General features: G+C 39.5%; 31 protein-coding genes. 17 read left to right on the top strand and 14 right to left on the bottom strand.

Going from position 1 to position 26774, the window contains the following annotated elements:
- From E0409_RS11640 to E0409_RS11610, 7 genes are all read left to right on the top strand, one after another.
- On the top strand, window positions 1-195 hold a 195-nt coding region (locus E0409_RS11640), incomplete at its 5' end, for a transposase (protein WP_165541329.1).
- A 184-nt stretch (window positions 196-379) separates the two neighbouring features.
- Window positions 380-1435: an N-acetyl-gamma-glutamyl-phosphate reductase gene (gene argC / locus E0409_RS11635; RefSeq protein WP_171458812.1), complete on the top strand. Its 1056-nt coding sequence runs from the start codon at window positions 380-382 to the stop codon at window positions 1433-1435.
- 78 nt (window positions 1436-1513) lie between these two features.
- The gene (locus E0409_RS11630; protein WP_131291056.1) at window positions 1514-2269 is read left to right on the top strand and encodes a DUF6776 family protein; all 756 of its coding nucleotides are present in this window, start codon (window positions 1514-1516) and stop codon (window positions 2267-2269) included.
- An 18-nt stretch (window positions 2270-2287) separates the two neighbouring features.
- On the top strand, window positions 2288-2710 hold the full coding sequence (gene clpS / locus E0409_RS11625) for an ATP-dependent Clp protease adapter ClpS (protein WP_131291054.1): 423 nt from the start codon (window positions 2288-2290) through the stop codon (window positions 2708-2710).
- A 9-nt stretch (window positions 2711-2719) separates the two neighbouring features.
- The gene (clpA, locus tag E0409_RS11620; protein ID WP_131291053.1) at window positions 2720-4996 is read left to right on the top strand and encodes an ATP-dependent Clp protease ATP-binding subunit ClpA; all 2277 of its coding nucleotides are present in this window, start codon (window positions 2720-2722) and stop codon (window positions 4994-4996) included.
- A gap of 110 nt (window positions 4997-5106) precedes the next feature.
- Window positions 5107-5460, top strand: coding sequence for a YnfA family protein (locus E0409_RS11615; RefSeq protein WP_131291051.1), 354 nt, complete (start codon window positions 5107-5109; stop codon window positions 5458-5460).
- A 208-nt stretch (window positions 5461-5668) separates the two neighbouring features.
- Window positions 5669-7315 carry a coiled-coil domain-containing protein gene (locus tag E0409_RS11610; RefSeq protein ID WP_131291049.1) on the top strand — a complete coding sequence of 549 codons (1647 nt, stop codon included), beginning with the start codon at window positions 5669-5671 and terminating at the stop codon, window positions 7313-7315.
- A 32-nt stretch (window positions 7316-7347) separates the two neighbouring features.
- Here E0409_RS11610 and E0409_RS11605 read toward each other — a convergent pair whose 3' ends face one another.
- The 3 genes from E0409_RS11605 to E0409_RS11595 form a co-directional block, all read right to left on the bottom strand.
- Complete coding sequence (locus E0409_RS11605; RefSeq protein ID WP_131291047.1) at window positions 7348-7821, bottom strand: hypothetical protein; 474 nt, start codon at window positions 7819-7821, stop codon at window positions 7348-7350.
- Between the two features lie 99 nt (window positions 7822-7920).
- On the bottom strand, window positions 7921-8841 hold the full coding sequence (gene argF, locus E0409_RS11600; protein WP_131291045.1) for an ornithine carbamoyltransferase: 921 nt from the start codon (window positions 8839-8841) through the stop codon (window positions 7921-7923).
- 112 nt (window positions 8842-8953) lie between these two features.
- Window positions 8954-9604, bottom strand: a complete 651-nt coding sequence (locus E0409_RS11595) for a TetR/AcrR family transcriptional regulator (protein WP_131291066.1) — start codon at window positions 9602-9604, stop codon at window positions 8954-8956.
- 248 nt (window positions 9605-9852) lie between these two features.
- On the opposite strand from E0409_RS11595, the gene prpB reads away from it, so the two are divergent.
- Together prpB and prpC are read left to right on the top strand one after the other, a co-directional pair.
- On the top strand, window positions 9853-10728 hold the full coding sequence (gene prpB / locus E0409_RS11590) for a methylisocitrate lyase (RefSeq protein ID WP_067724715.1): 876 nt from the start codon (window positions 9853-9855) through the stop codon (window positions 10726-10728).
- A gap of 25 nt (window positions 10729-10753) precedes the next feature.
- A complete protein-coding gene (gene prpC, locus E0409_RS11585; protein ID WP_131291043.1) occupies window positions 10754-11890 on the top strand; it encodes a bifunctional 2-methylcitrate synthase/citrate synthase in 1137 nt (378 codons plus the stop codon).
- A gap of 51 nt (window positions 11891-11941) precedes the next feature.
- Here the strand turns inward: prpC and E0409_RS11580 are convergent, their stop codons facing one another.
- The 3 genes from E0409_RS11580 to E0409_RS11570 form a co-directional block, all read right to left on the bottom strand.
- Complete coding sequence (locus E0409_RS11580) at window positions 11942-12565, bottom strand: aminotransferase (protein WP_131291041.1); 624 nt, start codon at window positions 12563-12565, stop codon at window positions 11942-11944.
- Window positions 12566-12567: 2 nt separating this feature from the next.
- Window positions 12568-13044, bottom strand: coding sequence for a CinA family protein (locus tag E0409_RS11575; RefSeq protein WP_131291039.1), 477 nt, complete (start codon window positions 13042-13044; stop codon window positions 12568-12570).
- A 254-nt stretch (window positions 13045-13298) separates the two neighbouring features.
- Window positions 13299-13724 (bottom strand): internalin, encoded by a 426-nt coding sequence (locus E0409_RS11570; protein ID WP_131291037.1) that lies wholly within the window; start codon window positions 13722-13724, stop codon window positions 13299-13301.
- A gap of 226 nt (window positions 13725-13950) precedes the next feature.
- On the opposite strand from E0409_RS11570, the gene pyrG reads away from it, so the two are divergent.
- From pyrG to E0409_RS16765, 8 genes are all read left to right on the top strand, one after another.
- Window positions 13951-15591, top strand: coding sequence for a CTP synthase (gene pyrG / locus E0409_RS11565; protein WP_131291034.1), 1641 nt, complete (start codon window positions 13951-13953; stop codon window positions 15589-15591).
- Window positions 15592-15626: 35 nt separating this feature from the next.
- Window positions 15627-16484 (top strand): 3-deoxy-8-phosphooctulonate synthase, encoded by an 858-nt coding sequence (kdsA, locus tag E0409_RS11560; RefSeq protein WP_131291032.1) that lies wholly within the window; start codon window positions 15627-15629, stop codon window positions 16482-16484.
- Window positions 16485-16529: 45 nt separating this feature from the next.
- Complete coding sequence (gene eno, locus E0409_RS11555; protein WP_131291030.1) at window positions 16530-17819, top strand: phosphopyruvate hydratase; 1290 nt, start codon at window positions 16530-16532, stop codon at window positions 17817-17819.
- Between the two features lie 16 nt (window positions 17820-17835).
- Entirely contained in the window at window positions 17836-18231 is a 396-nt protein-coding gene (locus tag E0409_RS11550; RefSeq protein WP_131291028.1) for a septum formation initiator family protein, read from the top strand.
- Window positions 18191-18913: a 2-C-methyl-D-erythritol 4-phosphate cytidylyltransferase gene (gene ispD, locus E0409_RS11545; RefSeq protein ID WP_502699827.1), complete on the top strand. Its 723-nt coding sequence runs from the start codon at window positions 18191-18193 to the stop codon at window positions 18911-18913. Before E0409_RS11550 ends, ispD begins: the two co-directional genes overlap by 41 nt.
- 83 nt (window positions 18914-18996) lie before the next feature.
- Window positions 18997-20133: a rod shape-determining protein RodA gene (gene rodA / locus E0409_RS11540; protein ID WP_131291024.1), complete on the top strand. Its 1137-nt coding sequence runs from the start codon at window positions 18997-18999 to the stop codon at window positions 20131-20133.
- A 56-nt stretch (window positions 20134-20189) separates the two neighbouring features.
- Window positions 20190-20723, top strand: a complete 534-nt coding sequence (locus E0409_RS11535; protein ID WP_252151810.1) for a DUF6988 family protein — start codon at window positions 20190-20192, stop codon at window positions 20721-20723.
- Window positions 20702-20845, top strand: coding sequence for a hypothetical protein (locus E0409_RS16765; RefSeq protein ID WP_252151809.1), 144 nt, complete (start codon window positions 20702-20704; stop codon window positions 20843-20845). Before E0409_RS11535 ends, E0409_RS16765 begins: the two co-directional genes overlap by 22 nt.
- Window positions 20846-20877: 32 nt before the next feature.
- Here E0409_RS16765 and E0409_RS11530 read toward each other — a convergent pair whose 3' ends face one another.
- From E0409_RS11530 to E0409_RS11495, 8 genes are all read right to left on the bottom strand, one after another.
- Window positions 20878-21174 carry a cyd operon YbgE family protein gene (locus E0409_RS11530; RefSeq protein WP_131291022.1) on the bottom strand — a complete coding sequence of 99 codons (297 nt, stop codon included), beginning with the start codon at window positions 21172-21174 and terminating at the stop codon, window positions 20878-20880.
- Between the two features lie 3 nt (window positions 21175-21177).
- Complete coding sequence (gene cydX / locus E0409_RS11525) at window positions 21178-21279, bottom strand: cytochrome bd-I oxidase subunit CydX (protein WP_002120988.1); 102 nt, start codon at window positions 21277-21279, stop codon at window positions 21178-21180.
- Between the two features lie 23 nt (window positions 21280-21302).
- Window positions 21303-22448 carry a cytochrome d ubiquinol oxidase subunit II gene (gene cydB, locus E0409_RS11520; protein WP_131291020.1) on the bottom strand — a complete coding sequence of 382 codons (1146 nt, stop codon included), beginning with the start codon at window positions 22446-22448 and terminating at the stop codon, window positions 21303-21305.
- Window positions 22445-24031 carry a cytochrome ubiquinol oxidase subunit I gene (locus E0409_RS11515; RefSeq protein ID WP_131291018.1) on the bottom strand — a complete coding sequence of 529 codons (1587 nt, stop codon included), beginning with the start codon at window positions 24029-24031 and terminating at the stop codon, window positions 22445-22447. The genes cydB and E0409_RS11515 overlap by 4 nt, the downstream gene beginning before the upstream one ends.
- Window positions 24031-24222 carry a cytochrome oxidase putative small subunit CydP gene (cydP, locus tag E0409_RS11510; protein WP_131291017.1) on the bottom strand — a complete coding sequence of 64 codons (192 nt, stop codon included), beginning with the start codon at window positions 24220-24222 and terminating at the stop codon, window positions 24031-24033. Before cydP ends, E0409_RS11515 begins: the two co-directional genes overlap by 1 nt.
- Window positions 24223-24682: 460 nt before the next feature.
- On the bottom strand, window positions 24683-25735 hold the full coding sequence (locus E0409_RS11505; protein ID WP_131291015.1) for a porin: 1053 nt from the start codon (window positions 25733-25735) through the stop codon (window positions 24683-24685).
- 287 nt (window positions 25736-26022) lie between these two features.
- A complete protein-coding gene (locus E0409_RS11500) occupies window positions 26023-26436 on the bottom strand; it encodes an HIT family protein (RefSeq protein WP_131291013.1) in 414 nt (137 codons plus the stop codon).
- 32 nt (window positions 26437-26468) lie between these two features.
- Window positions 26469-26738 carry a YARHG domain-containing protein gene (locus tag E0409_RS11495; RefSeq protein WP_131291011.1) on the bottom strand — a complete coding sequence of 90 codons (270 nt, stop codon included), beginning with the start codon at window positions 26736-26738 and terminating at the stop codon, window positions 26469-26471.
- Window positions 26739-26774: the final 36 nt, after the last annotated feature.

Genomic DNA, 26774 nt, shown 5'->3' with positions numbered 1-26774 from the left:
ATCGTGATGCCGTCCAAAAGTAACGCGATTGATCAGCGTGATTATGACCAACATCTTTATAAGGCAAGACATCTGATCGAGAACTTCTTCGCCAAGCTCAAGCAGTATCGAGGTATTGCTACGCGCTATGATAAATTGGCTCAAAACTTCCTGTCAGCGATCTACCTTGCCTCAATCATGATATGGCTCAATTGATGACACGCCCTAATCTTTGGGAAGTTAAATTTAAAAATATTTGAGTTCAAGAATAAACTAAAAAGTTAACCTGAGAGATTGTTTAGACGATAAAAAACCATCATTCCAAACCAAAACAGTTCAGAAAACCAAAACTTCCTGTCATACTACGCAGTTACGAAATGGACACTTTAGATTTGAGGTAGTGATCGTGATTACTGTTGGTATTGTCGGTGGTACAGGTTATACAGGCGTTGAATTGTTGCGTCTTTTACTACGACACCCAAATGTACAGGTTAATGTACTGACATCACGTACCGAAAAAGGTCGCCGTGTAGATGACATGTTCCCAAGCTTACGTGGACATACCGATCTTGAATATTCAGATTTAAACATTGATGAACTAAAAAAATGCGATGTTGTGTTCTTTGCGACCCCTCATGGTGTAGCAATGAAACATGTGGCCGAACTGGTTGCCGCAAATACTAAAGTCATCGATTTGGCGGCAGATTTCCGTTTGCAAGACTTGGAACAATTTGAAAAATGGTATGGTCTTGAACATGCCTGCCCAGATATTTTAAAAGATTCAGTTTATGGTCTGTCAGAATTGAACCGTGAAAAAATTAAACAAGCGAGCGTGATTGGGAACCCAGGTTGCTATCCAACGACTGTGCAACTGGGTCTTGCGCCATTATTCAAACAGGCTGAAGCCTTGGTGAAGCCGGAAAGCATTATTATTGATGCAAAATCAGGTGTTTCTGGTGCAGGTCGTAAAGCAAGCCTCGGCATGATTTATTCTGAAAATGCTGACAACTTTAAGGCCTATGGTGTTGCGGGTCACCGTCATCATCCTGAAATTGTGGAAGCATTGGAAAATATCTCGGGTCTTAAAGATGTGTTTAATCACATTCTATTTGTACCGCATTTGGTGCCGATGATCCGTGGTATGCTCAGCACCATTTATGTCGATTTGACCGATGCTGGTGATGCGGTGGACCTGCAAAGCTTGTATGAACAGTTCTATGCCAATGAACAGTTTGTCGATGTGATGCCAGCCAACAGCTCGCCTGAAACACGTTCTGTGCGTGGTGCAAACCAGCTTCGTATTGCTTTGTATAAACCGCAACCGAAAAAACTGGTTGTTTTATCCGTACAAGACAATTTAGTGAAAGGTGCTGCGGGTCAGGCTGTGCAAAATATGAACTTGATGTTCGGTTTTGCTGAAAATGCAGGGCTGACAGGTATCGGGTTATTACCATAAAAAACGCTTTTCAGCTTCACACACATTTGGATTTGGATTTAAATGTGTGTTTTGAATGAATCAAAATAAGAGATGACGATGCCGAACACTGAATCAAATACTGCGTCACAACAGACACAATTAAGTAAAAAGCCTTTTGTTAAGGGAAATTTACCTTTGGCTATTGGTGCTGCAATTCTGATTGCGGGTAGTGGCTTGTTGGGCTATTCAGTTGGGCATCGGCAAGGTTTGACTGTTGTAGGCTATGAAGCGGATGCTGAACAACTGGTTGAGGTTGTGCAAAAGCAAAAGAGCAGCTTGGAAACCCTAAATAAAAATTTGAATCTGGCTGTGCAAGAACGTGATGTTGCCGTGAGTAATTCAAATGATTTGTTTGCTGCTCTGAATCAAGCCCGTGAAGATAAAGCTCAGTCTGAAGGTTTGGGTGCGATTTACCGTGAAGTATTACGCCAACGTGGCGGTCTAAGCTTGACGGTGCAAAATATCGGAATTAAACCTTTACCTGATAATGCTTATGAATACGAGCTGGATTTGGTACAAGTCAGCCCGAATAAACGTAGCATCTCTGGAAGTGTGGAATTGCGCTTAATTCAGGGTACAGAAGTTCTGGTTGTTCCAATGGAAGACAAGAACTTTAATTTTCAAGATTACGAGCGTTTAACTGGCCGCTGGACCATGCCTAAAGGCTTTACGCCACAATTCATTGAAGTCCGTTTAACAGGTGGAACAAGTACTCCGGTGATTAAACGTTTTAGTTGGGGCCGTGGTAAACCGATTGAGAGTCAATCTGCATTTATTTCTGAAATTCCTCAAGCAGAAGCAAATGCACAATAAATGTGAATTTTAAATCCTATGCGAATGAATAAGCGTCAAAATTGTTTAAATGCCATCAAAAGTTCTTTTCATCAATCAGGATATGTCGATTGGCATATTAGTCCACGCTTAAGCAATGACTCGCAGGATGACTCTGAAGGGACTGAAGGGGATATTGCGGTACAAACGGCACCTCCTGAATTAAAACGTCCACCCATGTATGCGGTTGTTTTGATGAACGACGATTACACCCCAATGGACTTTGTAATTGAAATTTTACAACAATACTTTGCTTTGAATCTTGACCAAGCGACCCAAGTAATGCTAACTGTACATTATGAAGGGAAAGGTGTTGCAGGCGTTTATCCACGAGACATTGCGGAAACGAAAGCGAACCAAGTCAATAATTACGCTCGGTCACAAGGTCATCCATTGCTTTGTCAGATTGAGCCAAAAGATTAAGGGGATTACATGCTCAGTCGTCAATTAGAAGTATCTTTACGTTTGGCTGTAAGCATGGCTCGTCAAAAGAGACATGAGTTTCTCACGGTTGAACATTTATTGTTGGCTTTACTTGATAATGACTCTGCTGTAAATGCGCTTAAAGCGTGTGGTGCGGACATTATCGTTCTGCGTAAAGAACTAGAAGAATACGTTGAACAACACACCCCGAAATTAGGCGAACATAGCGATCAGGCGCCACATCCGACTGAAAGTTTTGATCGTATTCTGCAACGTGCGATTTTCCATGTGCAATCCAGCGGTGGTGATCGAACTGTTGAAGGTGCAGACATTCTTGTTGCGATGTACTCTGAACGTGATTCTTTTGCGGTTTACTTGCTTAAACGTCATCAAATTAACCGTTTAACTTTAACTCAATATTTATCTCACGGTACGCGAAAAGAAGAAGTGCAAGCCGAAGAAGAAGTTGAAGACTTGGATGGTGAAACCTCGAGTTCTTCAAATGCAGGACCACTCGATTTATATACCACCAATTTGAATGCTGAAGCTCAAAAAGGAAAAACAGATCCTTTAATTGGGCGTGAAAAAGAAATTGAACGTGCCGCGCAAATTTTATGTCGCCGTCGTAAAAACAATCCTTTGCTGGTAGGTGATCCAGGGGTGGGTAAAACCTCGATTGCCGAAGGTTTGGCTTGGCTGATTGTGAACGGTAAAGCGCCTAAACCATTGGCTCATGCAGAAGTGTATAGCTTGGATATTGGTGCGTTGGTGGCAGGTACAAAATACCGTGGTGACTTTGAAAAACGCTTGAAACAATTGTTGAATGCGTTGAAAAAGAAACCAGAAGCGATTCTGTTTATTGATGAAATTCACATGATTATTGGTGCCGGCTCAAGTATGGGTAGCACCATGGACGCATCAAACTTAATTAAACCTGCCTTGTCGAATGGTTCATTGCGTTGCATTGGTTCAACCACTTTTCAGGAATATCGTCAAGTATTTGAAAAAGATCATGCTTTGTCACGTCGTTTCCAAAAAATCGATGTCAATGAGCCTTCTATTTCTGAAACGATTGATATTTTACGTGGTTTAAAATCTAAATTTGAAGATTTTCATCACGTTCAATATGACGATAAATCCTTGGTCGCAGCAGTGGAGTTGTCATCGAAATTTATTAATGATCGCTTCTTGCCGGATAAAGCCATTGATGTGATTGATGAAGCGGGTGCACAGCGCCGTTTGAAAGCAGAGGAAGATGATACTGTAATCACGGTTGAAAATATCGAAGATATCATCTCTAAAATTGCGCGCATTCCACCGAAAACTGTCTCGAAAGATGACAAGACTGTATTAAGCAATCTTGAACGTGATCTTAAACGCGTGGTATTCGGTCAGGATGATGCAATTGAAGCACTCGCTTCTGCCATTAAATTGTCGCGTGCAGGCTTGAAATCACCCGATAAGCCAGTAGGTAGCTTTGTATTTGCAGGTCCAACTGGGGTGGGTAAAACCGAAGTCACCAAACAGTTGGCTAAACTGTTAGGTGTGGAACTGGTTCGTTTTGATATGTCTGAATATATGGAACGTCATGCGGTTTCACGTTTAATTGGTGCACCTCCGGGTTATGTAGGTTTTGACCAAGGCGGGTTGCTGACGGACGCGATTCATAAAAATCCACATTGCGTATTGTTACTGGATGAAATTGAAAAAGCGCATCCAGATGTGTTTAATTTGTTATTACAAATTATGGATCATGGCGCATTGACCGATAACAATGGTCGCAAGTCTGACTTCCGTAATGTGATCCTTGTTTTAACCACCAATATTGGTGCGGAAAGTATTTCTCGCGCGAGTATCGGATTTATGGAACAAGACAATAGTAATGACAATAAGGATGCAATGAAGAAAGCATTCTCGCCTGAATTCCGTAACCGTTTGGATGGCGTGATTCAATTCAATGCGTTGCCAACCACTGTGATTGAAAACGTAGTTGATAAATTCTTGACTGAATTGCAAGCGCAACTTGATGATAAGAAAGTAGTTCTTGAAGTTGATCAAAGTGCACGTGAATGGATGGCTGAACATGGCTATGACCGTTTAATGGGTGCGCGTCCAATGCAACGTTTGATTCAGGAACATTTGAAGAAACCGCTTGCTGAGATGATTCTGTTTGGTGAGCTTGCAGAACACGGTGGTAATGTTGCGGTTTCTGTGAAGAAAGAAAATGGCAAAGCAGTGGGCTTGAAACTCGAAGTGTTTGAAGATCAAACTGCTGAACCTGCATAATCATCTAGATTGTCAAAATAACCCGTGTTCGCACGGGTTATTTTTTTTTATTCAACCTCATTCTGACCTTCTTTCAAAGAGAGAAAGAGCGAATCAAACGATATAAATTCATGGATATTCAAATTACCAAGGTACTTACGACGGGTTGCCTTTTTTTTGTCACAGCAATCGCAGAAATTTTGGGCTGTTATTTTCCATACTTAATTTTAAATCAGGGGAAATCACATTGGTTATGGCTTCCAACAGCCTTAAGCCTTGCGCTATTTGTGTGGTTATTGACATTGCATCCCGTAGCTTCGGGTCGAATTTACGCAGCTTATGGCGGAATTTATATTTTTAGCGCTTTAATGTGGCTGCGTTATGTCGATCAGGTGATCTTGACGCGATGGGATCTATTGGGCGGTTTGGTGGTGATATTGGGTGCGATGATTATTATTTTACAACCGCAAGGTTTGATACGTTAATAAGTTTATTATCTTAATATATTGTATTTATTAAGTCAGATTAATCAGATTTAATAAATAAAAGCAGGTAAATAGAATATTTACGATTATGGGTAGATATATTATTTAACAAGTCTAATAAATTTTAAGACTGTTATATCTTTAATAAGTATTTGTTTTTTGGTTTGTAATGAAATGTAATTATTATAATTACATTGAGCCAATAATTATGAAAAACATATACTTAATCAGAGCTATCTATGCTTTTTTCCTTTTGCTTATTGTTTGTGTATTGGTAGCAATTAACAATTTTTTCTTTTACAAGAATGAAGAAAAAGCTACGGTACGTGAAATGCGTTATGAAGCGGCGCAATTGCAGGCGCTGATTCAAAATTGTGAATCTAGGGCTGATAATTGCACTCAGATGATCAAGACATTTATGGATCATTCCAGCATTAAAGGCAAAATCACCCTCAGTGCGAACACAGAGCCATTTTACGCACAAAACCTGGAAGGCTATAAAGATAACCGGATTGCCGTGACCTATCAGCAGTCAATTCAGGCAAAGGACAATCTCTATGTGGTGAGCTATGAAAAACTGGTAACCCCACCTTTGTTCAAAAGTATGTTACGTAGTGTGACTTTCTCGGTAATGGAGTGGAACCGTGCTGCACAAAATGGAATAAATCAAAGCTATTGGAAAAATCTCATCAATTATTGGGAATTTGTTGCAATTCCGCGTTCTAGCCCCGCGTTATGCTATTTCTTTTTGATTATTGTTTTGCTGCTGCTGGGTAAAGGCTATTTCAAAACATTGCTGCGAAAATGGGAGAGTTCAGAGCAGGCAATCATTGCTAAGAATGATCTGATCGAACAGCTCCATAATGAAAAATTAAAATTAAAATCACAAAATACTGCTTTAAACAAACAGTTGGATCAGGCGGAATTAGCGGTAAATGGGCTGGAAAAACAGCATTTAGCAATGACTCAGGAAAAACAGCAGTTAGATTCGGCACTGATTGAGCTAAACGCAAAAATTACATTGGAAAAAGAGCAGCTGAAAGGACATATTCGAGACATAAAAGCCGAAAAATTAAAAGCGATGCAGGAAGCTGAGCAGAAATATGCCAATGATGTAGATCATATTCTGCAGGAAAAAACGCTTGAAATTAATCAATATTATGCTAATGAAATCAGTTTAATTAAAGCAGACAGTCAAGATAAAATAGATAATTACGAACATAATTTACAAGCTCTTGCAGAAGCAAGACAGGACTTGGCATTACGCAACACTAAACTGTTAGAGGATCTGGATGCTTCTACAATACTGATGGATGAAGTTGAAAGGAAATTGCAATCCACAGAAACCGAAAATAAACAACTGCAGGAAAAATTAAAAGTAGTGCAGGATGAACTTGTTCAGGAAAAGCAGACACAAAATACCTTCATGACGAAAGACTTGAAAAAATGGATAGCGCGCTATTTACTGGCAAATCCAAATTTTAATATTAAATCCAATCATAGTGTCCCTAAGCACAATGGAAATGATCATCATGGCAATGACTACGTTGAGAAAATTTTTAACTTAGTTAGAAAAAATGAAGAAATTTCTAAATTTGTTAAAGCTGTTAAATCTGTAAACAATAACGCATTTCAGCAAAGAACCATTGTGGTTTCCAAACTAAAACAAAAAGGCTTAAATGATCTTAATTATGGTTATATTGCAGAGGTAGTGAGTGAGGATGATCGTGGCAGCTGTGCTGGACTCTTTCTGACAGCGCAAACCGACTGGGAAGCTATTGTGCAGGCTAAACTTTTATTGATACACGTCAAACAGCTAGAAAAACATACCATCATTGATAAGATATCTAATTAATTGAAAAGCCCTAAATTTTTAGGGCTTTTTCTTTATAGGAACTGACATTCAGTATTTTTAATTTTCATATGATAATTTTTATTATCTGAACTGAGTTTGATTGCAACATGATATGGATTTATACGTTGGAATTCATGTTCAAAAAATAAATGACAATTTTGAATTAAATTTTGTTTAATCAGATGTTTTACTTCTTTATCACCAATATCTTCAGCAAACTGGGTGAAGTCTGGAGTCGTAATGATGCCTTGAATATCAATATGATCGGCATATAAACGCAATTGCTCAATTACCGTGTTTTGATCAACTTGAAATGGCATAGTACGAGAGTCTTCATCGCTTATGACATCTAAAATTTCATTCAATGCTTTGGTGTCTTTAATTTTATAAGCTTGGTCGAGGATTTGCTTTTTAAGCAAATATTGGTCGAGTTCTGTAGCTTTGGCTTGTGCTGTATTGACTAAAAGCAAACTGCTTAAGCATAAAACGATTATTTTTAAAGACATGGTTATAATCACTTATAAAAGTTATGGATTGATTATAGTCATTTGAGTATAAAAAAAGCACCCGAAGGTGCTTAATCTTTTTAAGATTTTTCTAATCAATTAGTCTTTCTTTAAATTTTCATTCAGTAAAAATTCAACCAAAGCTTTTTGAGCGTGCAAACGGTTTTCTGCTTCATCCCAAACCACAGCATTTTTATGGTCCAGCATATTTTCAGAAATTTCTTCACCACGGTGCGCAGGCAAGCAGTGCATGAATATGCAATCTGGATGCGCTAAATCCATGAGTTTTTCATTGACCTGAAAGTCGGCAAATGCTTTTTCACGAATTTTTTGCTCTTCTTCCTGGCCCATACTTGCCCAAACGTCAGTCACGATCAGGTCAGCATTCACAGCGGCATCTTCAGCTGAATCTACAAGTTCTACACAGTGAGCAAATTCAGACAAGAATCTTTCTTGTGGTTCATAGCCTTTAGGTGCAGCAACTTTTAATTTAAAGCCCCACATATGTGCTGCTTCAATATAGGAGTTACACATATTGTTGCCGTCACCAATCCATGCAACTGTTTTACCTTCAATAGAACCACGGTGTTCTAGATAAGTTTGCATGTCAGCAAGCAACTGGCAAGGGTGATGATCATCAGTCAAGGCATTGATGATGGGTACTTTTGAATAAGAGGCAAAGCGTTCTACGATGTCATGACCAAAAGTACGGATCATAATAATATCAAGCATGCTTGAAATCACACGTGCAGAATCTTCAATCGGCTCGCCGCGACCCAATTGGGTATCACGAGAAGACAGGAAAATTGCACTACCACCGAATTGACTCATACCTGCTTCGAACGAAACACGTGTGCGGGTACTCGATTTTTCAAAAATCATGCCCATAACTTTACCGACGAAAGGTTGGAACACCTCATTGCTATGTTGCTTGCGTTTAAGTTCAATCGCACGCTGCAGAATTTGGTTAAGTTCTAAAGTCGATAAATCGCGTAAGGTCAGAAAGTGACGTAGAGCCATGGTTACTCCACAATAATTGCTGAATAGAAAACAAAACAACAATTAGTTGTTGGTTGGTTAAGTGAAAAGGGAATCGATTAATATACTATAAGCAGGCAAAATTGCAAAAAAACTAGACTTTTTGATGGCCTTCCAAGAAGCGATCAACACAATAATTGATGTATTTGGTCGTTTCCTGATCATTTTCCTGAATTGGAATACCCATTAAAATGCGCCATTCCAAATTTCGTAAAATACCAAAATAGAATTGGGCAGAATAAATAGGGTTTTCACATTTTAATAGACCATTGTTATGCGCTTTTTCTAAAGCACAAGCAATGGCATTTTGAATATGTTTTGGACCTTGCTCGTGAATATATAAAGCAAGTTCTGAATTGTGTTGGGTGCGTTCTAAAATGAGACGCATAAATGCTGCATTTTCTGGTTGTAATAGGTGTCTATGAAAATTAAGCAGGGTATTAATCAGGTAAGATTTTAAATTATCTTTATCTTGTTCAAACGGCAGGCAGATATCTTTAAAAAATTGTTCACGACGATAATCACAAATTGCGGTAAATAAACCTTCTTTATTGCCAAAAAATTTGTAAATGGAAGCTTTGGAACCCCCGGCGTGCTGGACAATATCATCCAAAGACACTGCATCATAACCACGTTCTAGAAATAGCTCATTTGCGCTGAGTAAAAGCGCCAGACATCGTTCATGACCACGTTTTGTTTGTGGAGTATCACGAGCGAGGGGTTCTAATTGAGCGAGTTCGTGCATATGGCCTGTAACGTCAATAATCAAAGAAATGAAATCATTTGCAATGATAGCAAAAATATGCACACATTTTCTTAAAATAACAGTTTTGTCTTATTTGCTCACAATTATGAAGCATCGAAATAACACTATAGTTTTGGTGAATATTTGACTAAAGTTTTAGAGTATAAATTCTAAATAGTCATAGATATGAAGGTGTTTATGGATATACTCGGAATTCGATAAGTAAAGTGAAAACTGTGGAAAGGAATATGACACAACAAATGTCTGCAGGCTTAAGATTTAGACAAGCACTGGAAGTGGAAAAACCATTACAAATTATCGGCACAGTGAATGCCTACGCAGCCATGATGGCGAAAGAAGTGGGTTATAAAGCCATTTATGTATCGGGTGCAGGTGTTGCCAATTATTCTTATGGTTTACCTGACCTAGGCATGACCAGTTTAGATAATGTTCTAGAAGATGTACGTCGTATTACTGAACGTGTAGATACCCCGTTGTTGGTGGATATAGATACAGGTTGGGGTGGTGCATTTAATATCGCCCGTACGGTTAAACAAATGATTGCGGCAGGTGCTGCGGCAGTTCATATTGAAGATCAGGTTGCACAAAAGCGTTGCGGTCATCGTCCGAACAAGGAAATTGTGACCCAGCAGGAAATGGTTGACCGTATTAAGGCTGCTGTCGATGCGAAAACCGATTCAAACTTTGTGGTGATGGCGCGTACTGATGCCTTGCAAAAAGAAGGTTTGCAAGCGGTCATTGATCGTGCCTGTGCCTGTGTAGAAGCGGGTGCGGATGCCATTTTTGCTGAGGCAATGACTGACATTACCATGTATCGCACAGTGTGTGATGCAGTCGGTGTTCCAGTATTGGCAAATATTACCGAATTCGGTGATACGCCTTATTACACGGTAGATGAGTTGGGTGAACAAGGGATCAGTATGGTACTTTATCCACTGTCAGCAACGCGTGCAATGCAAAAAGCAGCTTTGGAAGTAATGCGTTCAATTCGTGAAAATGGTACGCAAGTCAACGTATTGGATAAGATGCAACAACGTAAAGAACTTTACGAATTCCTTGATTATCATACCTTTGAAAACACCTTGGATAAATTGTTTAAATAAATAATTCAAAATGGAGAATTAAAAAATGGCTGAAGGAAAAGTACTCACTGGCGCGGGATTACGCGGACAAGTGGCAGGTAAAACAGCGCTATCAACAGTAGGTAAGAGTGGCGCAGGCTTAACCTATCGCGGTTATGATGTGCAAGATCTTGCTGAAAACTGTCAATTTGAAGAAGTGGCTTACCTGATTTTCTTTGGTGAATTGCCAACCAAAGAACAGCTTGCTGCTTATAAAGCCAAATTGAAAACACTTCGTCATTTGCCGCAGGCATTGAAAGAAGTTTTGGAACGTATTCCAGCAGATTCGCATCCAATGGATGTGATGCGTACTGGTGTTTCCATGTTGGGTAACCTGGAAACAGAACAATCTTTCGATATACAGCAAGATGTTGCAGATCGTATTTTGGCAACTTTACCTGCAATCATCTGCTACTGGTATCGTTTTAGCCATGATGGCGTACGTATCGAAGAAAATACCGATGATGATTCTATCGGTGCACAATTCCTGCATTTGCTTCGTGGTGAAAAGCCAAATGAATTACATGAACAGGTGATGAATGTGTCGCTGATTCTGTATGCAGAACATGAATTTAACGCTTCAACATTTACTGCACGTGTATGCGCTTCAACCTTATCTGATATGCATTCGTGTATCACGGGTGCAATTGGTTCACTACGTGGTCCATTACACGGTGGTGCAAACGAAGCTGCTATGGAAATGATTGAAAACTGGACGTCTCCGGAAGAAGCTGAACGTGAAATGCTGGGCAAGCTTGAGCGTAAAGAAAAGATCATGGGCTTTGGTCATGCAATCTACAAAGACAATGACCCACGTAATGGCATCATCAAAATCTGGTCGGAGCGTTTAGCCAAAGACGTCGGTGATACGGTACTTTATCCTGTATCTGTACGCTGTGAAGAAGTGATGTGGCGTGAGAAGAAATTGTTCTGTAATGCTGACTTCTTCCATGCATCTGCCTATCACTTTATGGGTATTCCAACCAAACTGTTCACACCAATTTTTGTGATGAGCCGTGTAACCGGTTGGGCAGCACATGTGATGGAACAGCGCGCGGACAATCGTATTATTCGCCCAAGTGCGGATTATACCGGTCCAGAATTACGTAAAGTGGTGCCGATTGCAGAACGTACTGCAGCATAAATTTCTCAAATTTTTATAAAGCCTCTTCGGAGGCTTTATTTTTTTAGCTCTTTATTTTTTTAGTGTGAGTAAAACAGGGTCTTCAATGCTATAGCCTGTTTCAAAAGGAATACCCAAGTATTTAACCGCTACAACCATTTTGTTGTGTTGCGGAATTTTGAAGGCTTGTGAAATATTTAAGTTGGGTTTATAGGCTTTAGCTGTATGTTGCAGACTACTTAATTGCGGTGTAACCACTTTATAACGATACTGATATTCAGTGATTAAACCATCAAATCCAGAGCTTGTAGATTTTTGTACACGCGTTTTTTTCACGATTTGGACTTTGACTGAGGCTTTATTTACAGCAATTAAAGGGGCTAATCTTTTTTTAATTTTTAAAATGTCTTTATTAAATTGTGTGCTGTCTTGATCGTAATCAATTTTCTTGGTTTTAGGATTGATATAAAGCGAATTGACCTGAATGAGTTTTTCAGGCTGCTTGTTGTTTTTAAATTGATAATAGTAGAGTTGTGGCAGACGACCACGACCATCTTCATAATGTTTGAGTAGATAGACTTTTTGGTCTTTGGCATCATAACCCAGGAACTCTACATTGTGAGGTCCTCCCACGGTTGCAAAACTGGTGCAGGGGAGCAGGATTAAACTGCATATAAAAGTTTTGAATTTCAACATAACTAAACTCCATCAATGAGTTTGATGATTTCTGCTGCAATATGCTGGATTAAGACAGAAAGCTTATGTAAAGGCGTTCCATCAATAAAATAATGAAAGTTGTGCATTTTATTTAAGTATAAAATTGAGATAAAAAAAGTGCCTTCGGGTTTTGTTTTTGTTGCACTACCACCAGGTTTGAGTAAACCGGTACAAGCCACCACAATATCTGCGTGAGTAAATAGTTTTTTTCCATGAATCGCCATGGCTTCTGTGACTTCGGCAGATTCGGCCGTGTATTTTTCTATAAGCTCGGCATCAATATTCAGGATATCAATCTTGATGGAAGGATCATAACAGACCAGTCCACCCAGTAAAATTTCTGCACCACTGTTCTTGCAAATGGAAAATTGACTGGAAAGGTAGCCAGAGCTGGCGCTTTCGATAAAAGCAATCTTTAATTGATGTTGTTCAAGCAGGTCACAACATTTTTTTAACATTATTAAAAACCCTAAAAGTGATCTGTATTTTAACTCAAATATCACTCGGCTCTTGTATTGTATTGCAGTGGAGTAGGAGGTATTAAGTTTTAAATTTTTTCATTTCAAAGAATAGCGTGGTTTCTATTTTTAGCAGTATTATTTTTTTGGATTAAAATTAAATTGTCATCCATAGTGATCCAATATAAATCAATCATCCAATAAAAAAACCCAGTAAAATCACTGGGTTTTTTACATTGAAACTAAAATTTAACTTAGTTTTCAAGCGCAGGCGTTGCAGCAGCAATTGCAGCAGCAACTGCATCATCTTCAGACTGAGTAGCAGAATTTGATTTTGATGGCGTTGCTTGAGTCGGTTTTTCTTCCGCTTTAGGCGCTTCAGCCTTTGCTGCTACAACTTTAGGTGCTTCAGTGGTCGCTGGTTGAGTTACTTCACGACGAATTACAGTCGTTGTATTCGCAGTTTCCTGGCGTTCTACTTCAACCTGTGCAGGAATTTCAACTTGTGTATTTTCAGTTGAATCTAATGGTTGTAACTGAACAGGTTCATCCACTTGTTCAATTTGTTGAGTGGTCTCAACTTTTTCTTGTTCATCTTCCTTTGGTGCTTCTTTTTTTACACACGCTGTTAATAATAAAGCTGCTGCAATAGCGCCACAAATCAAAAAATTTTTATTCATAATTGCACAAAACAAAGCATTAATAGGATGTAACCATTATAACAGCAAATACCAAGATGAAAATCCTATAAAGTCCCTCTAATTTTTTATCGGAAATGCTGATAGAATAACCAATTGTTTATTGTTCTTTGAATTGATGCGGAATGACTTTGCTTTATAGGTACAGAGTAAAGTAAAATTGCGCAACATTGCAGGCCGATTTAGGCTCGATTGTACGAGAAACCCAATGACCCATTTTATTTTCGTGACTGGTGGTGTAGTTTCATCACTAGGTAAAGGTATTTCAGCTGCTTCAGTTGCTGCACTTTTAGAAGCCCGTGGTTTAAAAGTAACCATGGTCAAAATGGATCCATACATTAATGTCGATCCAGGGACAATGAGTCCTTTCCAACATGGTGAAGTTTTTGTCACAGAGGATGGTGCTGAAACTGACCTAGATTTGGGTTATTACGAACGTTTCTTGCGTCGTGCGAAAATGACCAAACTGAATAACTTCACTTCAGGTCGTGTTTATCAAGACGTACTCAATAAAGAACGTCGTGGTGATTACCTCGGTGGTACTGTTCAGGTTATTCCACATATTACGGATAATATTAAAGAACGTGTTCTTCGCGCAGGCGAAGGCTATGACGTTGCGATTGTTGAAATTGGCGGCACAGTAGGTGACATTGAATCTCTCCCATTCATGGAATCTGTTCGTCAGTTAATGGTTGAGCTTGGTCATAAACGTACCATGCTGATGCATTTAACATTATTGCCATATATCAAATCTGCAGCTGAACTTAAAACCAAGCCAACACAACACTCTGTAAAAGAGCTTTTGTCGATTGGTATTCAGCCAGACATTTTGATCTGCCGTACAGAGTACGATGTAGATGCCGATACTACGCGTAAGATTGCATTATTTACCAACGTTGAAGCACGTGCCGTTGTGGTATGTAAAGATGCACGTTCGATCTACCAGATTCCACGTACATTCTACGAACAAAATGTTGATGATTTAATCTGTGAACGTTTTGGTTATAATGATCTTCCTGAAGCTGATTTAACAGATTGGGATAATGTTGTAGAAGCATTACTGAATCCTGAATACACGGTACGTGTAGCGATGGTTGGTAAATACGTTGAACTTCCAGATGCTTACAAATCTGTGAACGAAGCACTTTTACATGCCGGTATTAAAAACCGCGTTAAAGTTCAAATCGACTACGTAAATGCTGAAGAACTTGAAAGCCAGGATATTGCAACTGTATTACAAGATGCTGATGCGATTCTTGTACCAGGCGGTTTCGGTGAGCGCGGTACTGAAGGCAAAATGCAGGCGATTAAATTCGCACGTGAAAATGGTGTGCCGTTCCTCGGTATTTGCTTGGGTATGCAGTTGGCTGTGATTGAATACGCACGTAATGTTGCCGGTATTGCAGATGCGACCTCGACTGAATTTAACCGTTCAACCAAATCTCCATTGATTGGTTTAATTACTGAATGGTTAGATGAGCGCGGTGAAGTTCAGCAACGTTCTGCTGATTCTGATCTGGGTGGCACTATGCGTTTAGGTGCGCAAAAATCTGAACTGGTTGCAGGAACTAAAACTGCAGAAGTTTATGGTTCTGAAGAAATCATCGAGCGTCATCGTCACCGTTACGAGATGAACAACCGTTATATTCCTGTGCTTGAAGAAAAGGGCATGAAAATTTCAGGTTATTCACCAGTCCAACATTTAGTAGAAACTGTTGAAATTCCTCAACATCCTTGGTTTATTGCTGTACAATTCCACCCGGAATTTACAAGTTCTCCACGTGATGGACATCCATTATTTGCTAGCTTTATTGACGCTGCTAAAAAACAGTATCAAAAAACTAAATAATGTTGCTCTAGGAATAAACTAGGAAAGTTTAAATAATGTCGCAATTAAAACCACAAGAAATTGTACGTTTAGGCGATATACAAATGGCAAACCACTTGCCATTTGTATTATTCGGCGGAATGAATGTACTTGAATCTAAAGACTTAGCTTTTGAAATTGCTGAAACTTATGTTGATATCTGCACACGTTTGGATATCCCCTATGTATTTAAGGCAAGTTTTGATAAAGCTAATCGCTCTAGTTTGCACTCTTTCCGTGGCCCAGGTCTGGAAAAAGGTCTTGAGTGGTTAGCGGACATTAAAAAACATTTCAATGTACCGATCATTACTGACGTACATGAACCTTACCAAGCTGCTCCTGTTGCTGAAGTTGCGGACATTATCCAACTTCCAGCTTTCCTGAGCCGCCAGACTGACCTTGTTGAAGCAATGGCAAAAACTGATGCCATCATCAACATCAAAAAAGCACAATTCCTTGCTCCACATGAAATGCGCCATATTTTGCATAAATGTCTGGAAGCGGGAAATGACAAACTGATTATTTGTGAGCGTGGTTCGGCATTTGGTTACAACAATCTGGTTGTAGACATGTTGGGCTTCGACATCATGAAAGAAATGGATGTTCCTGTGTTTTTTGATGTCACGCATGCGCTTCAAACCCCAGGTGGTCGTGCGGATTCAGCAGGTGGACGCCGTGCGCAAATCACCACGCTTGCGCGCGCAGGTATGGCAACTGGTTTGGCTGGTTTATTCCTGGAAGCACATCCTGATCCAGAAAAAGCCAAGTGTGATGGTCCATGCGCACTGCGTATGTCACAGCTTGAGCCGTTCTTGGCGCAATTAAAAGAATTGGATACTTTGGTTAAAGGATTCAAAAAGTTAGATACTCATTGATGCTTTTAATAGCATCTAGTTATTCAATCAACTGAGGAATTGTTCATGAGTCAAATCGTTGACATCCGTGCACGTGAAATTTTGGACTCTCGTGGTAACCCAACCATCGAAGCAGACGTAATCTTAGAATCTGGCGTAGTTGGCCGTGCATGTGCACCATCTGGTGCTTCAACTGGTTCTCGTGAAGCTTTAGAACTTCGTGACGGTGATAAATCACGTTACTTAGGTAAAGGTGTTCGCACTGCTGTTAATAACGTAAATACGTTAATTCGTGATGCTCTAGTTGGTAAATCAGTATTCGAACAAAAAGACATCGATAACACGATGATCGCTTTAGACGGTACTGAAAACAAAGAAAAATTAGGTGCAAACGCAACATTGGCGGTGTCTTTGGCTGCTGCGCGTGCTGCTGCTGAAGAAAAGAAAATTCCTCTTTTCCAATACATCGCAGATCTTCGTGGTCAAACGATTTTGACTATGCCTGTACCAATGATGAACATCATCAATGGTGGTTCACATGCAGACAACAACGTTGATATTCAAGAATTTATGATTGAGCCAGTAGGCTTCACTTCATTCTCTGAAGCGCTACGTGCGGGTGCTGAAATCTTCCATTCACTTAAATCAGTATTAAACAAAAAAGGTTTAAACACTGCAGTTGGTGATGAAGGTGGTTTCGCACCGAACTTACGTTCGAACGAAGAAGCAATTACGGTTATTCTTGAAGCAATTGGTCAAACGGGTTACAAAGCAGGTTCTGACATCATGCTTGCGCTTGACTGTGCATCTTCAGAATTCTACAAAAATGGTCAATACATTCTTGCGGGCGAAGGCAACAAGGCATTCACAAGCAACGAATTCTCTGACTATTTAGCTGGTTTGGTAAAACAATACCCAATTATCTCGATTGAAGATGGTTTGGACGAGTCTGACTGGGAAGGTTGGTCTTACCTGACTTCAATCCTGGGCGACAAAATCCAGTTGGTTGGTGACGACTTGTTCGTAACGAATCCTAAGATTTTACAACGTGGTATTAATGAGAAAGTCGGTAACTCGATCTTAATCAAATATAACCAAATCGGTACTTTGACTGAAACTCTAGATGCGATCTACCTTGCGAAAGCAAATGGTTACTCTACAGTGATTTCACACCGTTCAGGTGAAACTGAAGATTCTACCATTGCGGATCTTGCAGTCGGTACAGCAGCGGGTCAAATCAAGACAGGTTCATTGTGTCGTTCTGACCGTGTTGCTAAATATAACCAATTACTTCGTATTGAAGAATTGACTCATGCTGCATATCGCGGTAAAGCTGAATTCAAAGGTTTGAACTAAGCGACTAATGCGATTTATGTTAAGTATATTTAACTCCACTGCGAGTAAAGTATTATTGGGCCTTGCGATCATTTTGATCGCAGGGTTTCAGTACTTATTCTGGTTTGGCGAAGGTGGTTATCATGACCATCAAAAATTAGCCGAAAAAATTCAACAACAAACAGAAATAAATGCGGAATTAAAAGAACGTAACCGTGTATTGGCTGCTGAAGTCTATGACTTGAAAAATGGTATTGAAGCCATTGAAGAACATGCGCGTTTAGATCTTGGTTTAGTCAAGCCGCATGAAACTTTTGTGCAAATGAGCATGATTGGTACAAACTATAAACCCATTTATATCGATCCAAATGCCAAAGTTGATTTAAGAACAAATGAAGACGGTGCCGGAGATCTACCCGCAAATGCACCATAAAATTTGGGCAGTTATTCCTGCTGCGGGTTCTGGAAGTCGTTTTTCTAAAACTGAACTTAAGCAGTACCAGATGATTCAAGGTCAAACGGTATTAGAACATACGATCAGTCGTTTGAATGATTTGCCACTTTCAGGTTATGTATTGGCGATCAGTGAAGATGATTCGGTTGCAAAAACATTAAATTTTACTCAGCCTGATAAAGCTTATTTTTGTGTTGGTGGGGCAGAACGGGTGAATTCTGTTCTGAATGGTTTGACTTATTTAAGTCAGATTGCTTCACCTGATGATTTGGTTTTTGTGCATGATGCTGCACGTCCTTGTGTCACCCAAGATTGTTTGAATCGTTTAGTGAATACTGCAATACAAGAAAACTGTAGTGCGATTTTGGCAATTCCGGTGCGTGATACTTTAAAACTGGTTGAACAAGCGAATAATATTAATAAAACCGTGAGCCGTGATTATTTATGGCAAGCACAAACACCGCAAATTTCAAAGTTAGGCATATTGAAGCATGCTATTGAAAAAGCTTTGCAGGATGGCATCACTATTACTGATGAAGCCAGTGCTTTGGAGTATGTGGGGGAAATAGTGAAAGTGGTGCAGGGTCGTTCAGACAATATCAAAATCACTTATTCTGATGATTTGGAACTTGCAAAATTGATTTTAACAGTACAAAAATAAAATAAAAAATGGCTTCAGATGTATTATCTCTAGAGCTTTAAATTTATACTTTGGCATCGCATTTAAACACTCAAATATTTCAAATGATACCATCACCTCAGTATCGTTTTTTACGTCACTCTTTACGTGATGGTAGAAGCATTAAACATGATTCATCAAGATGGACTAGATTACATTTAGATCCATGGTTACTTTGTTTTCTTTTATTGAATTCAGTGCTGGGATTGATGGTGGTCTATAGTGCAACCATGCAAGATAGCAGCATGGTCATCCGCCAAGCCACAAGTTTTGGCGTGGGCTTTATAATCATGTTTTTATGTGCTCAGATTCCGCCAAAAGTCTATCAGGCAGCGAGCCCTTATTTTTATATACTGGGCATTGTGCTGTTGGTATTAGTGCTGCTCATTGGTGATACTCGTTTGGGTGCCAAGCGTTGGCTAACCATTCCAGGCATCGGAAGTATGCAGCCTAGTGAGATTATGAAATTTGCCATGCCGTTAATGATGGCTTGGTTTTTTTCTCGTCGTGCTTTTCCACCCACATTCATGCAGATTGCCATTGGACTCATATTAATGATGTTTCCTTTCGTGTTGGTGGCTTTGCAACCTGACCTGAATATTGGACTTATTATTCCCGGTATTTTTGCTTTATTTCTTTGTGGGATGTCATGGCGCCTAATTTTGGGTGCATTGACGGCACTGGCTGTGGTAGCACCTCTTATTTGGATGTTTTTGTTACAAACCTACCAAAAGAAACGGGTTTTAACTTTGTTTGATCCAGAGTCGGATGCGTTGGGCGCAGGCTGGAATATCATCCAGTCCAAAATTGCCATTGGTTCTGGCGGCTTAACCGGTAAAGGGTATTTGACCGGGACACAGTCGCATTTGGGTTACTTACCTGAACATCATACTGACTTTATTATGTCAGCCTATGCTGAAGAATATGGTTTTATCGGGGTATTTTTATTATTCAGTCTTTTTGCAGCCATTATTATTCGTTGCTTAATGATTGGGTTGAATAGCTTTCACAATTTTGGTCGTTTATTTGCCGGCACCATTGGATTGACCTTCTTCTTCTTTGTATTTTTAAACTCGGGCATGGCGAGCGGTATTTTACCCGTTACTGGAGATCCATTGCCGTTGATGAGTTATGGTGGTTCAGCTGTTATTTCGTTACTGGCAAGTATGGGTATTGTGATGTCAATTCATACCCATAGATAAACAAAATAACTATTTTAAAGCGAGATGATAATCTCGCTTTTTTGTGAGAGGGGAAAATGAATCTGTATAAAAAATCATTAATGATGATTGAAGAATTAAACAAACAATTAGATAGTTCAGAGTTGGTTGATGGCGGGTTAAGACTTGATTTGGTTTATCAATGTTGCGAAATATCCATAGAACATGGAATTGCTGTAAAAACACTTTTAGAAACTGAATTGTATACTTCAGCACTTGCATTGTTTAGAGTGCAATTTGAGTCTACTGTCTGTGCATATTGGTTGCTTTTGAGTGCGACAAATAATCAAATTCTGAAATTTCAAATCACAAGCATTGCGGAGCTATTTAAAAATGAAAAAATACCAATGGTTTCTGAAATGATAGAAAAATTAAAAAATATTGAAGAAATTAGGTCTATAGCACTACAGTTTGAAGAATTTAAATTTTATTCACTTAAGCACTTAAACTCGATTGTTCATACTGGGAAACATTCTTTAGTAAGAAGTACATTTGGTCTAAATGAAAAACAATATAGTGATATAATGAAACAATCCAATGGATTAACACTATGGCTGGACAAATTCTTTTAAGACATAGTGGTAAAGAAAAATGGATACATATTTTGCATGCTAAATACCGTGATTGTTTTTTGATGCAAGAGGATATTTCATCTGAAGAAAAAGCAAGAATTGATGCAATGTATAATAAGTAATAAAAAAAGCCCTCAATCGAGGGCTTTTTTGTTTAGGTGAAGAGCCAGGTGTAGTAACCCCAAAGCATCAGTGGCCATGCCAGAAATGGGCTAAATAACCATTTCCATAACCAAAACTTTGGAATAAAACCTACCCCGTGAATAAAGCCACCTGAAATACCGATCATGATATACATCATGGTACGGTGACTATATTCACCATTTGCATCTAGCATCATTGCTGGATGAATCAATAAAACGGCTGCAAGCGGCAATGCCAACAAAAATGAAATGGCCATTGCAAACTTGTTCGGCTTCTTGGTCTCTGTTGTTATTGCAGCTTCAGTCATTTTTTATTCCTCATCCAGATCTTGATGATGTTCGATGTAAAGGGCGCTGAGTACCCCTGCAAAACACGCCATTAAAATTCCAAGAATCCAAGCGAAATACCACATATCTATTCTCCTTGCACACAAGCTTAGTAAAGGCTGTGTGAATTATCCTGAACGTGTTTATTGGTGATCACACCCCACATTTTGTAGTAACACCAAGTGGTGTAACACAAGATTAGCGGTACAAAAATACAAGCGGCTACTGTCATGACAGTGAGTGTAGTTTTACTAGAAACCGCATCCCACATTGTCAAGCTAATCGCTGGATTAAGGCTTGATGGCATTAAGAATGGGAACAGAGCAAAACCAGCAGTCAAGATTGATCCGATGACAGCAAGACTTGAGCCTAGGAAGCTGAAACCAGCCTTGTTTTTACCTGCCGCAAGCACCACGATGATGCCACCAAGAATACCCATGATAGGCGCAATCATTGTAATTGGATAGGTAGTGTAGTTGTTCATCCAGCCGTGATTGCCATTGGTAAGCACTTCTTTGGCTAATGGATTGGCAGCCGCATTGGTATCAAATGGTTGTACCAAGGTATAACCTTCAATACCACCGAAGTATAACCATGCGCCTGCACCCAAGAAGCAGACTAAGAACAGCATGCCCATGATTTGAGTTGCTTTGGCAGAACGTGCACGTAAATCACCATCAGTACGAAGCATCAGCCATGCACCACCATGTGCACACAGCATCGATAAGCTGACCAGACCGCAGACGATCGCAAATGGGTTAAGCAGGGCAAAGAAGCTACCTGTATAGGTTGAACGTACAGTTTCATCTAAAGTGAAAGGCACACCCAGGAACATGTTGCCGAACGCGACACCAAAGACCAGTGCGGGAACTGCACCACCAATTGATAAACCCCAGTCCCAAGAATTACGCCATTTGGTGTTTTCTAACTTGGAGCGGTAGTCGAAACCGACAGGTCGCAAGAACAAGGCAAACAAGACCAGAAGTAGCGCCCAGTACATGCCTGAGAAGGCGGTTGCATAAACCATTGGCCATGCAGCAAACAGTGCACCACCGGCAGTGATAAACCAAACCTGGTTACCGTCCCAGTGTGGGGCAATCGTATTGATTGCCGCACGACGTTCGTCATCATTTTTACCTACGAATGGCATAATGGCCATCGAGCCCATATCGAAACCATCGGTCAGGGCGAAACCAATTAGCAATACGCCAACCAATACCCACCAGATAATTTTGAGAAGTTCATATTCGATCATGATTGAGCCTCCCCATGAACTTTGTTTTGTGCTTCAAGTTTTTCGAAATGGTATTTACCAGTATGTAAAGAACTTGGCCCTAAGCGAGTGAATTTGATCATCAAATACATCTCGATAATAAGCAGCACGGTATAGAATGCAGCCAGTGCAATGATTGAACCCCAGATGTCGCCAGTACTTAATGTAGAAGTCGACAAGTGTGTAGGAAGTACTTCACCAATCGTCCACGGTTGACGACCACCTTCTGCCACATACCAACCAGTTTGTGCCGCAATCCATGGTAGCGGTAGTGAATATAAGGCAAATCTAAGTAACCACGGTTTGTTTTCAGCATTGCGTTTTGCCACGGCATAAGTTGCAAGGATGAATAACAGTAACATCAGGAAGCCTGAAGCAACCATTGCACGGAACGAGAAGAACAGTGCTGTTACGTTTGGAATAGTATCTTTCACTGCAGACTTAATATGTTCTTCAGATGCATCCACGACATTTGGAGAATACTTTTTCAGAAGCAAGCCGTAGCCTAAGTCTTTTTGATTTTGTTCAAATGCAGCTTTCAGTTCAGGAGATTTATCCCCTGCACGGAGTTTTTCCAATTGATCATAAGCAAGCATACCGTTACGAATACGGACTTCATGTTGAACCATGAGGTCTTTAAGGCCAGTCACTTCTTTATCTAAAGAACGTGTCGCAATAATACCCATTACATATGGAATTTTGATGGCGTAGTCAGTACGTTGTTCTTGTTGATTCGGAATACCAAACAATGTGAATGGCGCAGGAGCAGGGTGAGTCTCCCATTCCGCTTCAATCGCAGCAAGTTTGGTTTTTTGAACATCACCTAACTCATAACCCGATTCGTCACCTAGCAGGATCACGGAAAGAGTAGAGGCTAAACCGAAAATGGCAGCGATGGCGAAAGAACGACGTGCAAAAGGAATATCGCGTTTTTTCAACAAGTAGAAACTTGAAATTGCTAATACAAAGATTGCACCAGTCACATAACCAGCAGAAACGGTATGGACAAATTTCACCTGAGCTACAGGGTTGAAAATCAACGCACCGAAGTCAACCAGTTCCATACGCATAGTTTCATAGTTGAATGCTGAACCGACCGGGTTTTGCATCCAGCCATTGGCAACCAGAATCCACAGTGCTGACATATTGGAACCGAGAGCAACCAGCCAGGTTACGCCTAGATGCTGAACTTTAGAAAGTCGATCCCAGCCGAAGAAGAATAAACCAATAAAAGTCGATTCCAGAAAGAATGCCATCAGGCCTTCAATCGCCAGTGGAGCGCCAAAAATGTCGCCTACATAGTGCGAATAATATGCCCAGTTTGTACCAAACTGGAATTCCATGGTTAAACCAGTGGTCACCCCTAAAGCGAAGTTAATACCGAAGAGTTTGCCCCAGAATTTGGTCATGTCCTTGTAAATTTCTTTACCGGAAATCACATAGGTGGTTTCCATAATGGCAAGAATAAAAGCGAGACCAAGAGTAAGAGGTACAAAAATAAAGTGATACATCGCGGTCATTGCAAATTGGAACCGCGAAAGATCGACCACGCTTTCAGAAATCATCAACGTGTCTCCTTGATTGGGGAAGGACTGCCGGCAATGTGCTCGGCAACTTGATTGTCAAAATTTTTGGGAATAGTAGGGGCATCAAACCAGATATGTTTAATCGTCAACAAGATAACAATCTTAATTATTAATATGATTGTTATCTCGCGAACTAATCGTTGGTTAAAATCTTTTGGTATTAAGCTCATGCAAATAAGCCTATTTTTAAAACATAATGGATATTATTAAACAAAAAGTAACTAAAAATAAATAGATTAAACAGTTAAAGTGAAAATATATTATTTAAACCAATAGAAACAATAACTTATTCTTGGTTGATGTTAAAAAATAAACTAATTTTTATTGGTTTAAAGTTGAGTTAAATACTTTGTATTAAGATTTTTTAAATCCCAACTAAAATGGTCATGTATTATATTTAAAGTTGACTAAAATGGTTATGTATTATGTAAAATCCGACCAAAATTGTTGCATATTATTGAAAATTGGTATTTGAAATAATATTTATTAAGTAAGATTAATCTGTTTTTTAATTAGGATTTAATAATTTAAAAAGGAAAATAATGCAGATATGGTTTTAAATATTCTATTTGTGAGAAATAAAAAAGACCGCCCGTAGGTGGTCTTTTTTGTTTTGGATACCGTTTGGACTTAGAAGTCGTAACGTAAGCCTAGAGAAAGACCAGTTGCATCTTGACCTTCGGCTCCAGCTACGTTGTTTGAACGAGCTTGAGCCCAAGGAGTTAGAGTTGAGTTTTCATCATTAAGTACTGTTGCAAGGTTTGCATATACACGTACAGCAGGATCTAAACGATGTTCTACACCTAGTGCTAATAATGTTGCATTTGACTCATCTGCATCTACGTCACGGTGGAATACTTCGCCACGTAATGATGTTTTTGGTGCAAATTTATATTCACCCGCTACACCAAATACTTGTGCATCTGGATTTGCTTCAGAGTTATCATGCTGAAGGAATTGATATAAACCGCCAAGGTTGAAGTTAGGAGTGATTTTATATGCAGCAGCCACACGGAACCCATCACGTTCGCCACGAGTGGCTTCTTCTTCATAATGCTCATATGCAGCAGCAAAATCGACTTTACCTTCTTTATAGGTTAAAGCAAGGTCGTATGCTTTATCTTTGTCTTTAGTGTCGTCTTTAAGTGCATCTGGGCTGTTTGCTTCATGTAAAGAAAGTGCACCTAATACATTGAAACCACCAGCAAGTTTTGGTGATTTATATTCAATGGTATTGTTATTACGTTCATCAAAACGCAAGTTGCCAGCACGTGTGACGTTACGAACATCACCGATCATATCACCAAAGAAGTTGACCGGGCCACGTGCTACTTTGAATGGGCTGTCAAAACGGCCGATACGCGCTTGACCGAAATCACCTTTTAAACCAACAAAAGTATCGCGAGTTGCAAATTCAACATCATCATTTGCAGAACCACTTGCAAAGTTAATTTCCTGTTCGATTTGACCAAATACGGTCATGCCATTTTCTAGTTTTTGTTCAGCTTTAAAGCCTAGGCGTGAAGAGTTTGAAGAAAGACCTACTTCATTATAATCTTGACCATCATCCAGATAATCTAAAGAAACGTGTGCACGACCATACACTTTAACATCAGCAGCAGCTGCCATAATTGGTGTTAAAATTGTTGCCCCGATTGCTAATGCAGATAACGTTTTTTTCATGTGTAGCTCCAATAAGACTTGTTTTGGTCTTAACAAGGGTGTTGTAGTAGCTTTGTTAAATTTTGCTACCGGTCCTGTATTGGTGCTAAGTATTAATTACAAATAAGACAGTAAGATTAAGGAAATATTTCAAAAATATTAAATGTTTTGTTTTGTAAAAAAATTATTTTGAATTATTTTTTTATAAAAATTATTTAAAATCAAATGATTAATGATTTTTTGTCATTAAGGTTTACAAAAAATAAAAATGGAGCTTACGCTCCATTCTTAGGATATGCAGAAATAATTTAAAGTGCAGCCTTAATTTTTTCTGCCAGCACCTTAATTTTCTCTTGGTCACCCATGTCTATAGCATGTCTACCTAATTCATGAACCGAACTTGGAATAAGGTGAAAATGGACATGTGGAACAGTTTGACCCGCAGACGCGCCTGAAAGTTGCATCAGTACAATGCCTTTGACTGCAAGTGCTATTTCCATTGCTTGGGCAATTTTCTGTACAATCTGAATGGTATAAGCAGCAGCATCAGGTGGTAGATCAAGCAATGTAATTGCAGGGGTTTTAGGGATGACCAGCGTGTGACCTTCAGCTTGCGGCATGATGTCCATAAAAGCGAGGACTTGGTCATCTTCATACACTTTAATTGCAGGAATCTCGTTGCGGATAATTCGTGCAAAAATATTTTGATCATCGTAAAGCATGGCTAATCCTTGAAAGTGATTGTGTACCGTAATTATTTACAGTTCAATTCTTTCTGACGATCTTTGATGGCGTCAAGTCGTTGTTGCTCTTTTTCTGAAAATTTTGGTTTAGTTGTATAGCAATTATCATTGCCAAACTTCGCCTTAGCTTCAGGGTCTTTAAAGCAAAAACCTTTAGAGGCGTAAATGATATCATGATCATTTTTCAATTTTTGACATTCTTGCTCTGGCGTTGCTGCAAAAGCACTTGCCCCAATAAAAGTTGCAACACTAGCAAAAATTGCAATACTAAACTTAGTCATGAGAGTTTCCTCTGTAAGAACATTGTGTATAACACA

Source organism: Acinetobacter sp. ANC 4862, from assembly GCF_004336635.1.
Lineage (GTDB): Bacteria > Pseudomonadota > Gammaproteobacteria > Pseudomonadales > Moraxellaceae > Acinetobacter.
The sequence above is the reverse complement of the archived record's forward strand: the minus strand, read 5'-3'. Positions and strand labels throughout refer to the sequence as shown.

Bases quoted from the DNA above. Each gene is read 5' to 3' on its own strand.
- eno (WP_131291030.1), top strand. From the start codon at position 16,530: ATGAGTCAAATCGTTGACATCCGTGCACGTGAAATTTTGGACTCTCGT.
- E0409_RS11495 (WP_131291011.1), bottom strand. From the start codon at position 26,738: ATGACTAAGTTTAGTATTGCAATTTTTGCTAGTGTTGCAACTTTTATT.
- E0409_RS11610 (WP_131291049.1), top strand. From the start codon at position 5,669: ATGAAAAACATATACTTAATCAGAGCTATCTATGCTTTTTTCCTTTTG.
- E0409_RS16765 (WP_252151809.1), top strand. From the start codon at position 20,702: ATGGCTGGACAAATTCTTTTAAGACATAGTGGTAAAGAAAAATGGATA.
- prpB (WP_067724715.1), top strand. From the start codon at position 9,853: ATGACACAACAAATGTCTGCAGGCTTAAGATTTAGACAAGCACTGGAA.
- E0409_RS11580 (WP_131291041.1), bottom strand. From the start codon at position 12,565: ATGTTGAAATTCAAAACTTTTATATGCAGTTTAATCCTGCTCCCCTGC.
- E0409_RS11595 (WP_131291066.1), bottom strand. From the start codon at position 9,604: ATGCACGAACTCGCTCAATTAGAACCCCTCGCTCGTGATACTCCACAA.
- E0409_RS11550 (WP_131291028.1), top strand. From the start codon at position 17,836: ATGTTAAGTATATTTAACTCCACTGCGAGTAAAGTATTATTGGGCCTT.
- E0409_RS11570 (WP_131291037.1), bottom strand. From the start codon at position 13,724: ATGAATAAAAATTTTTTGATTTGTGGCGCTATTGCAGCAGCTTTATTA.
- E0409_RS11615 (WP_131291051.1), top strand. From the start codon at position 5,107: ATGGATATTCAAATTACCAAGGTACTTACGACGGGTTGCCTTTTTTTT.
- E0409_RS11530 (WP_131291022.1), bottom strand. From the start codon at position 21,174: ATGACTGAAGCTGCAATAACAACAGAGACCAAGAAGCCGAACAAGTTT.
- E0409_RS11575 (WP_131291039.1), bottom strand. From the start codon at position 13,044: ATGTTAAAAAAATGTTGTGACCTGCTTGAACAACATCAATTAAAGATT.
- pyrG (WP_131291034.1), top strand. From the start codon at position 13,951: ATGACCCATTTTATTTTCGTGACTGGTGGTGTAGTTTCATCACTAGGT.
- rodA (WP_131291024.1), top strand. From the start codon at position 18,997: ATGATACCATCACCTCAGTATCGTTTTTTACGTCACTCTTTACGTGAT.
- ispD (WP_502699827.1), top strand. From the start codon at position 18,191: ATGAAGACGGTGCCGGAGATCTACCCGCAAATGCACCATAAAATTTGG.
- clpA (WP_131291053.1), top strand. From the start codon at position 2,720: ATGCTCAGTCGTCAATTAGAAGTATCTTTACGTTTGGCTGTAAGCATG.
- argF (WP_131291045.1), bottom strand. From the start codon at position 8,841: ATGGCTCTACGTCACTTTCTGACCTTACGCGATTTATCGACTTTAGAA.
- E0409_RS11630 (WP_131291056.1), top strand. From the start codon at position 1,514: ATGCCGAACACTGAATCAAATACTGCGTCACAACAGACACAATTAAGT.
- cydB (WP_131291020.1), bottom strand. From the start codon at position 22,448: ATGATCGAATATGAACTTCTCAAAATTATCTGGTGGGTATTGGTTGGC.
- E0409_RS11505 (WP_131291015.1), bottom strand. From the start codon at position 25,735: ATGAAAAAAACGTTATCTGCATTAGCAATCGGGGCAACAATTTTAACA.
- E0409_RS11515 (WP_131291018.1), bottom strand. From the start codon at position 24,031: ATGATTTCTGAAAGCGTGGTCGATCTTTCGCGGTTCCAATTTGCAATG.
- E0409_RS11535 (WP_252151810.1), top strand. From the start codon at position 20,190: ATGAATCTGTATAAAAAATCATTAATGATGATTGAAGAATTAAACAAA.
- kdsA (WP_131291032.1), top strand. From the start codon at position 15,627: ATGTCGCAATTAAAACCACAAGAAATTGTACGTTTAGGCGATATACAA.
- E0409_RS11605 (WP_131291047.1), bottom strand. From the start codon at position 7,821: ATGTCTTTAAAAATAATCGTTTTATGCTTAAGCAGTTTGCTTTTAGTC.
- cydP (WP_131291017.1), bottom strand. From the start codon at position 24,222: ATGAGCTTAATACCAAAAGATTTTAACCAACGATTAGTTCGCGAGATA.
- cydX (WP_002120988.1), bottom strand. From the start codon at position 21,279: ATGTGGTATTTCGCTTGGATTCTTGGAATTTTAATGGCGTGTTTTGCA.
- prpC (WP_131291043.1), top strand. From the start codon at position 10,754: ATGGCTGAAGGAAAAGTACTCACTGGCGCGGGATTACGCGGACAAGTG.
- E0409_RS11500 (WP_131291013.1), bottom strand. From the start codon at position 26,436: ATGCTTTACGATGATCAAAATATTTTTGCACGAATTATCCGCAACGAG.
- clpS (WP_131291054.1), top strand. From the start codon at position 2,288: ATGCGAATGAATAAGCGTCAAAATTGTTTAAATGCCATCAAAAGTTCT.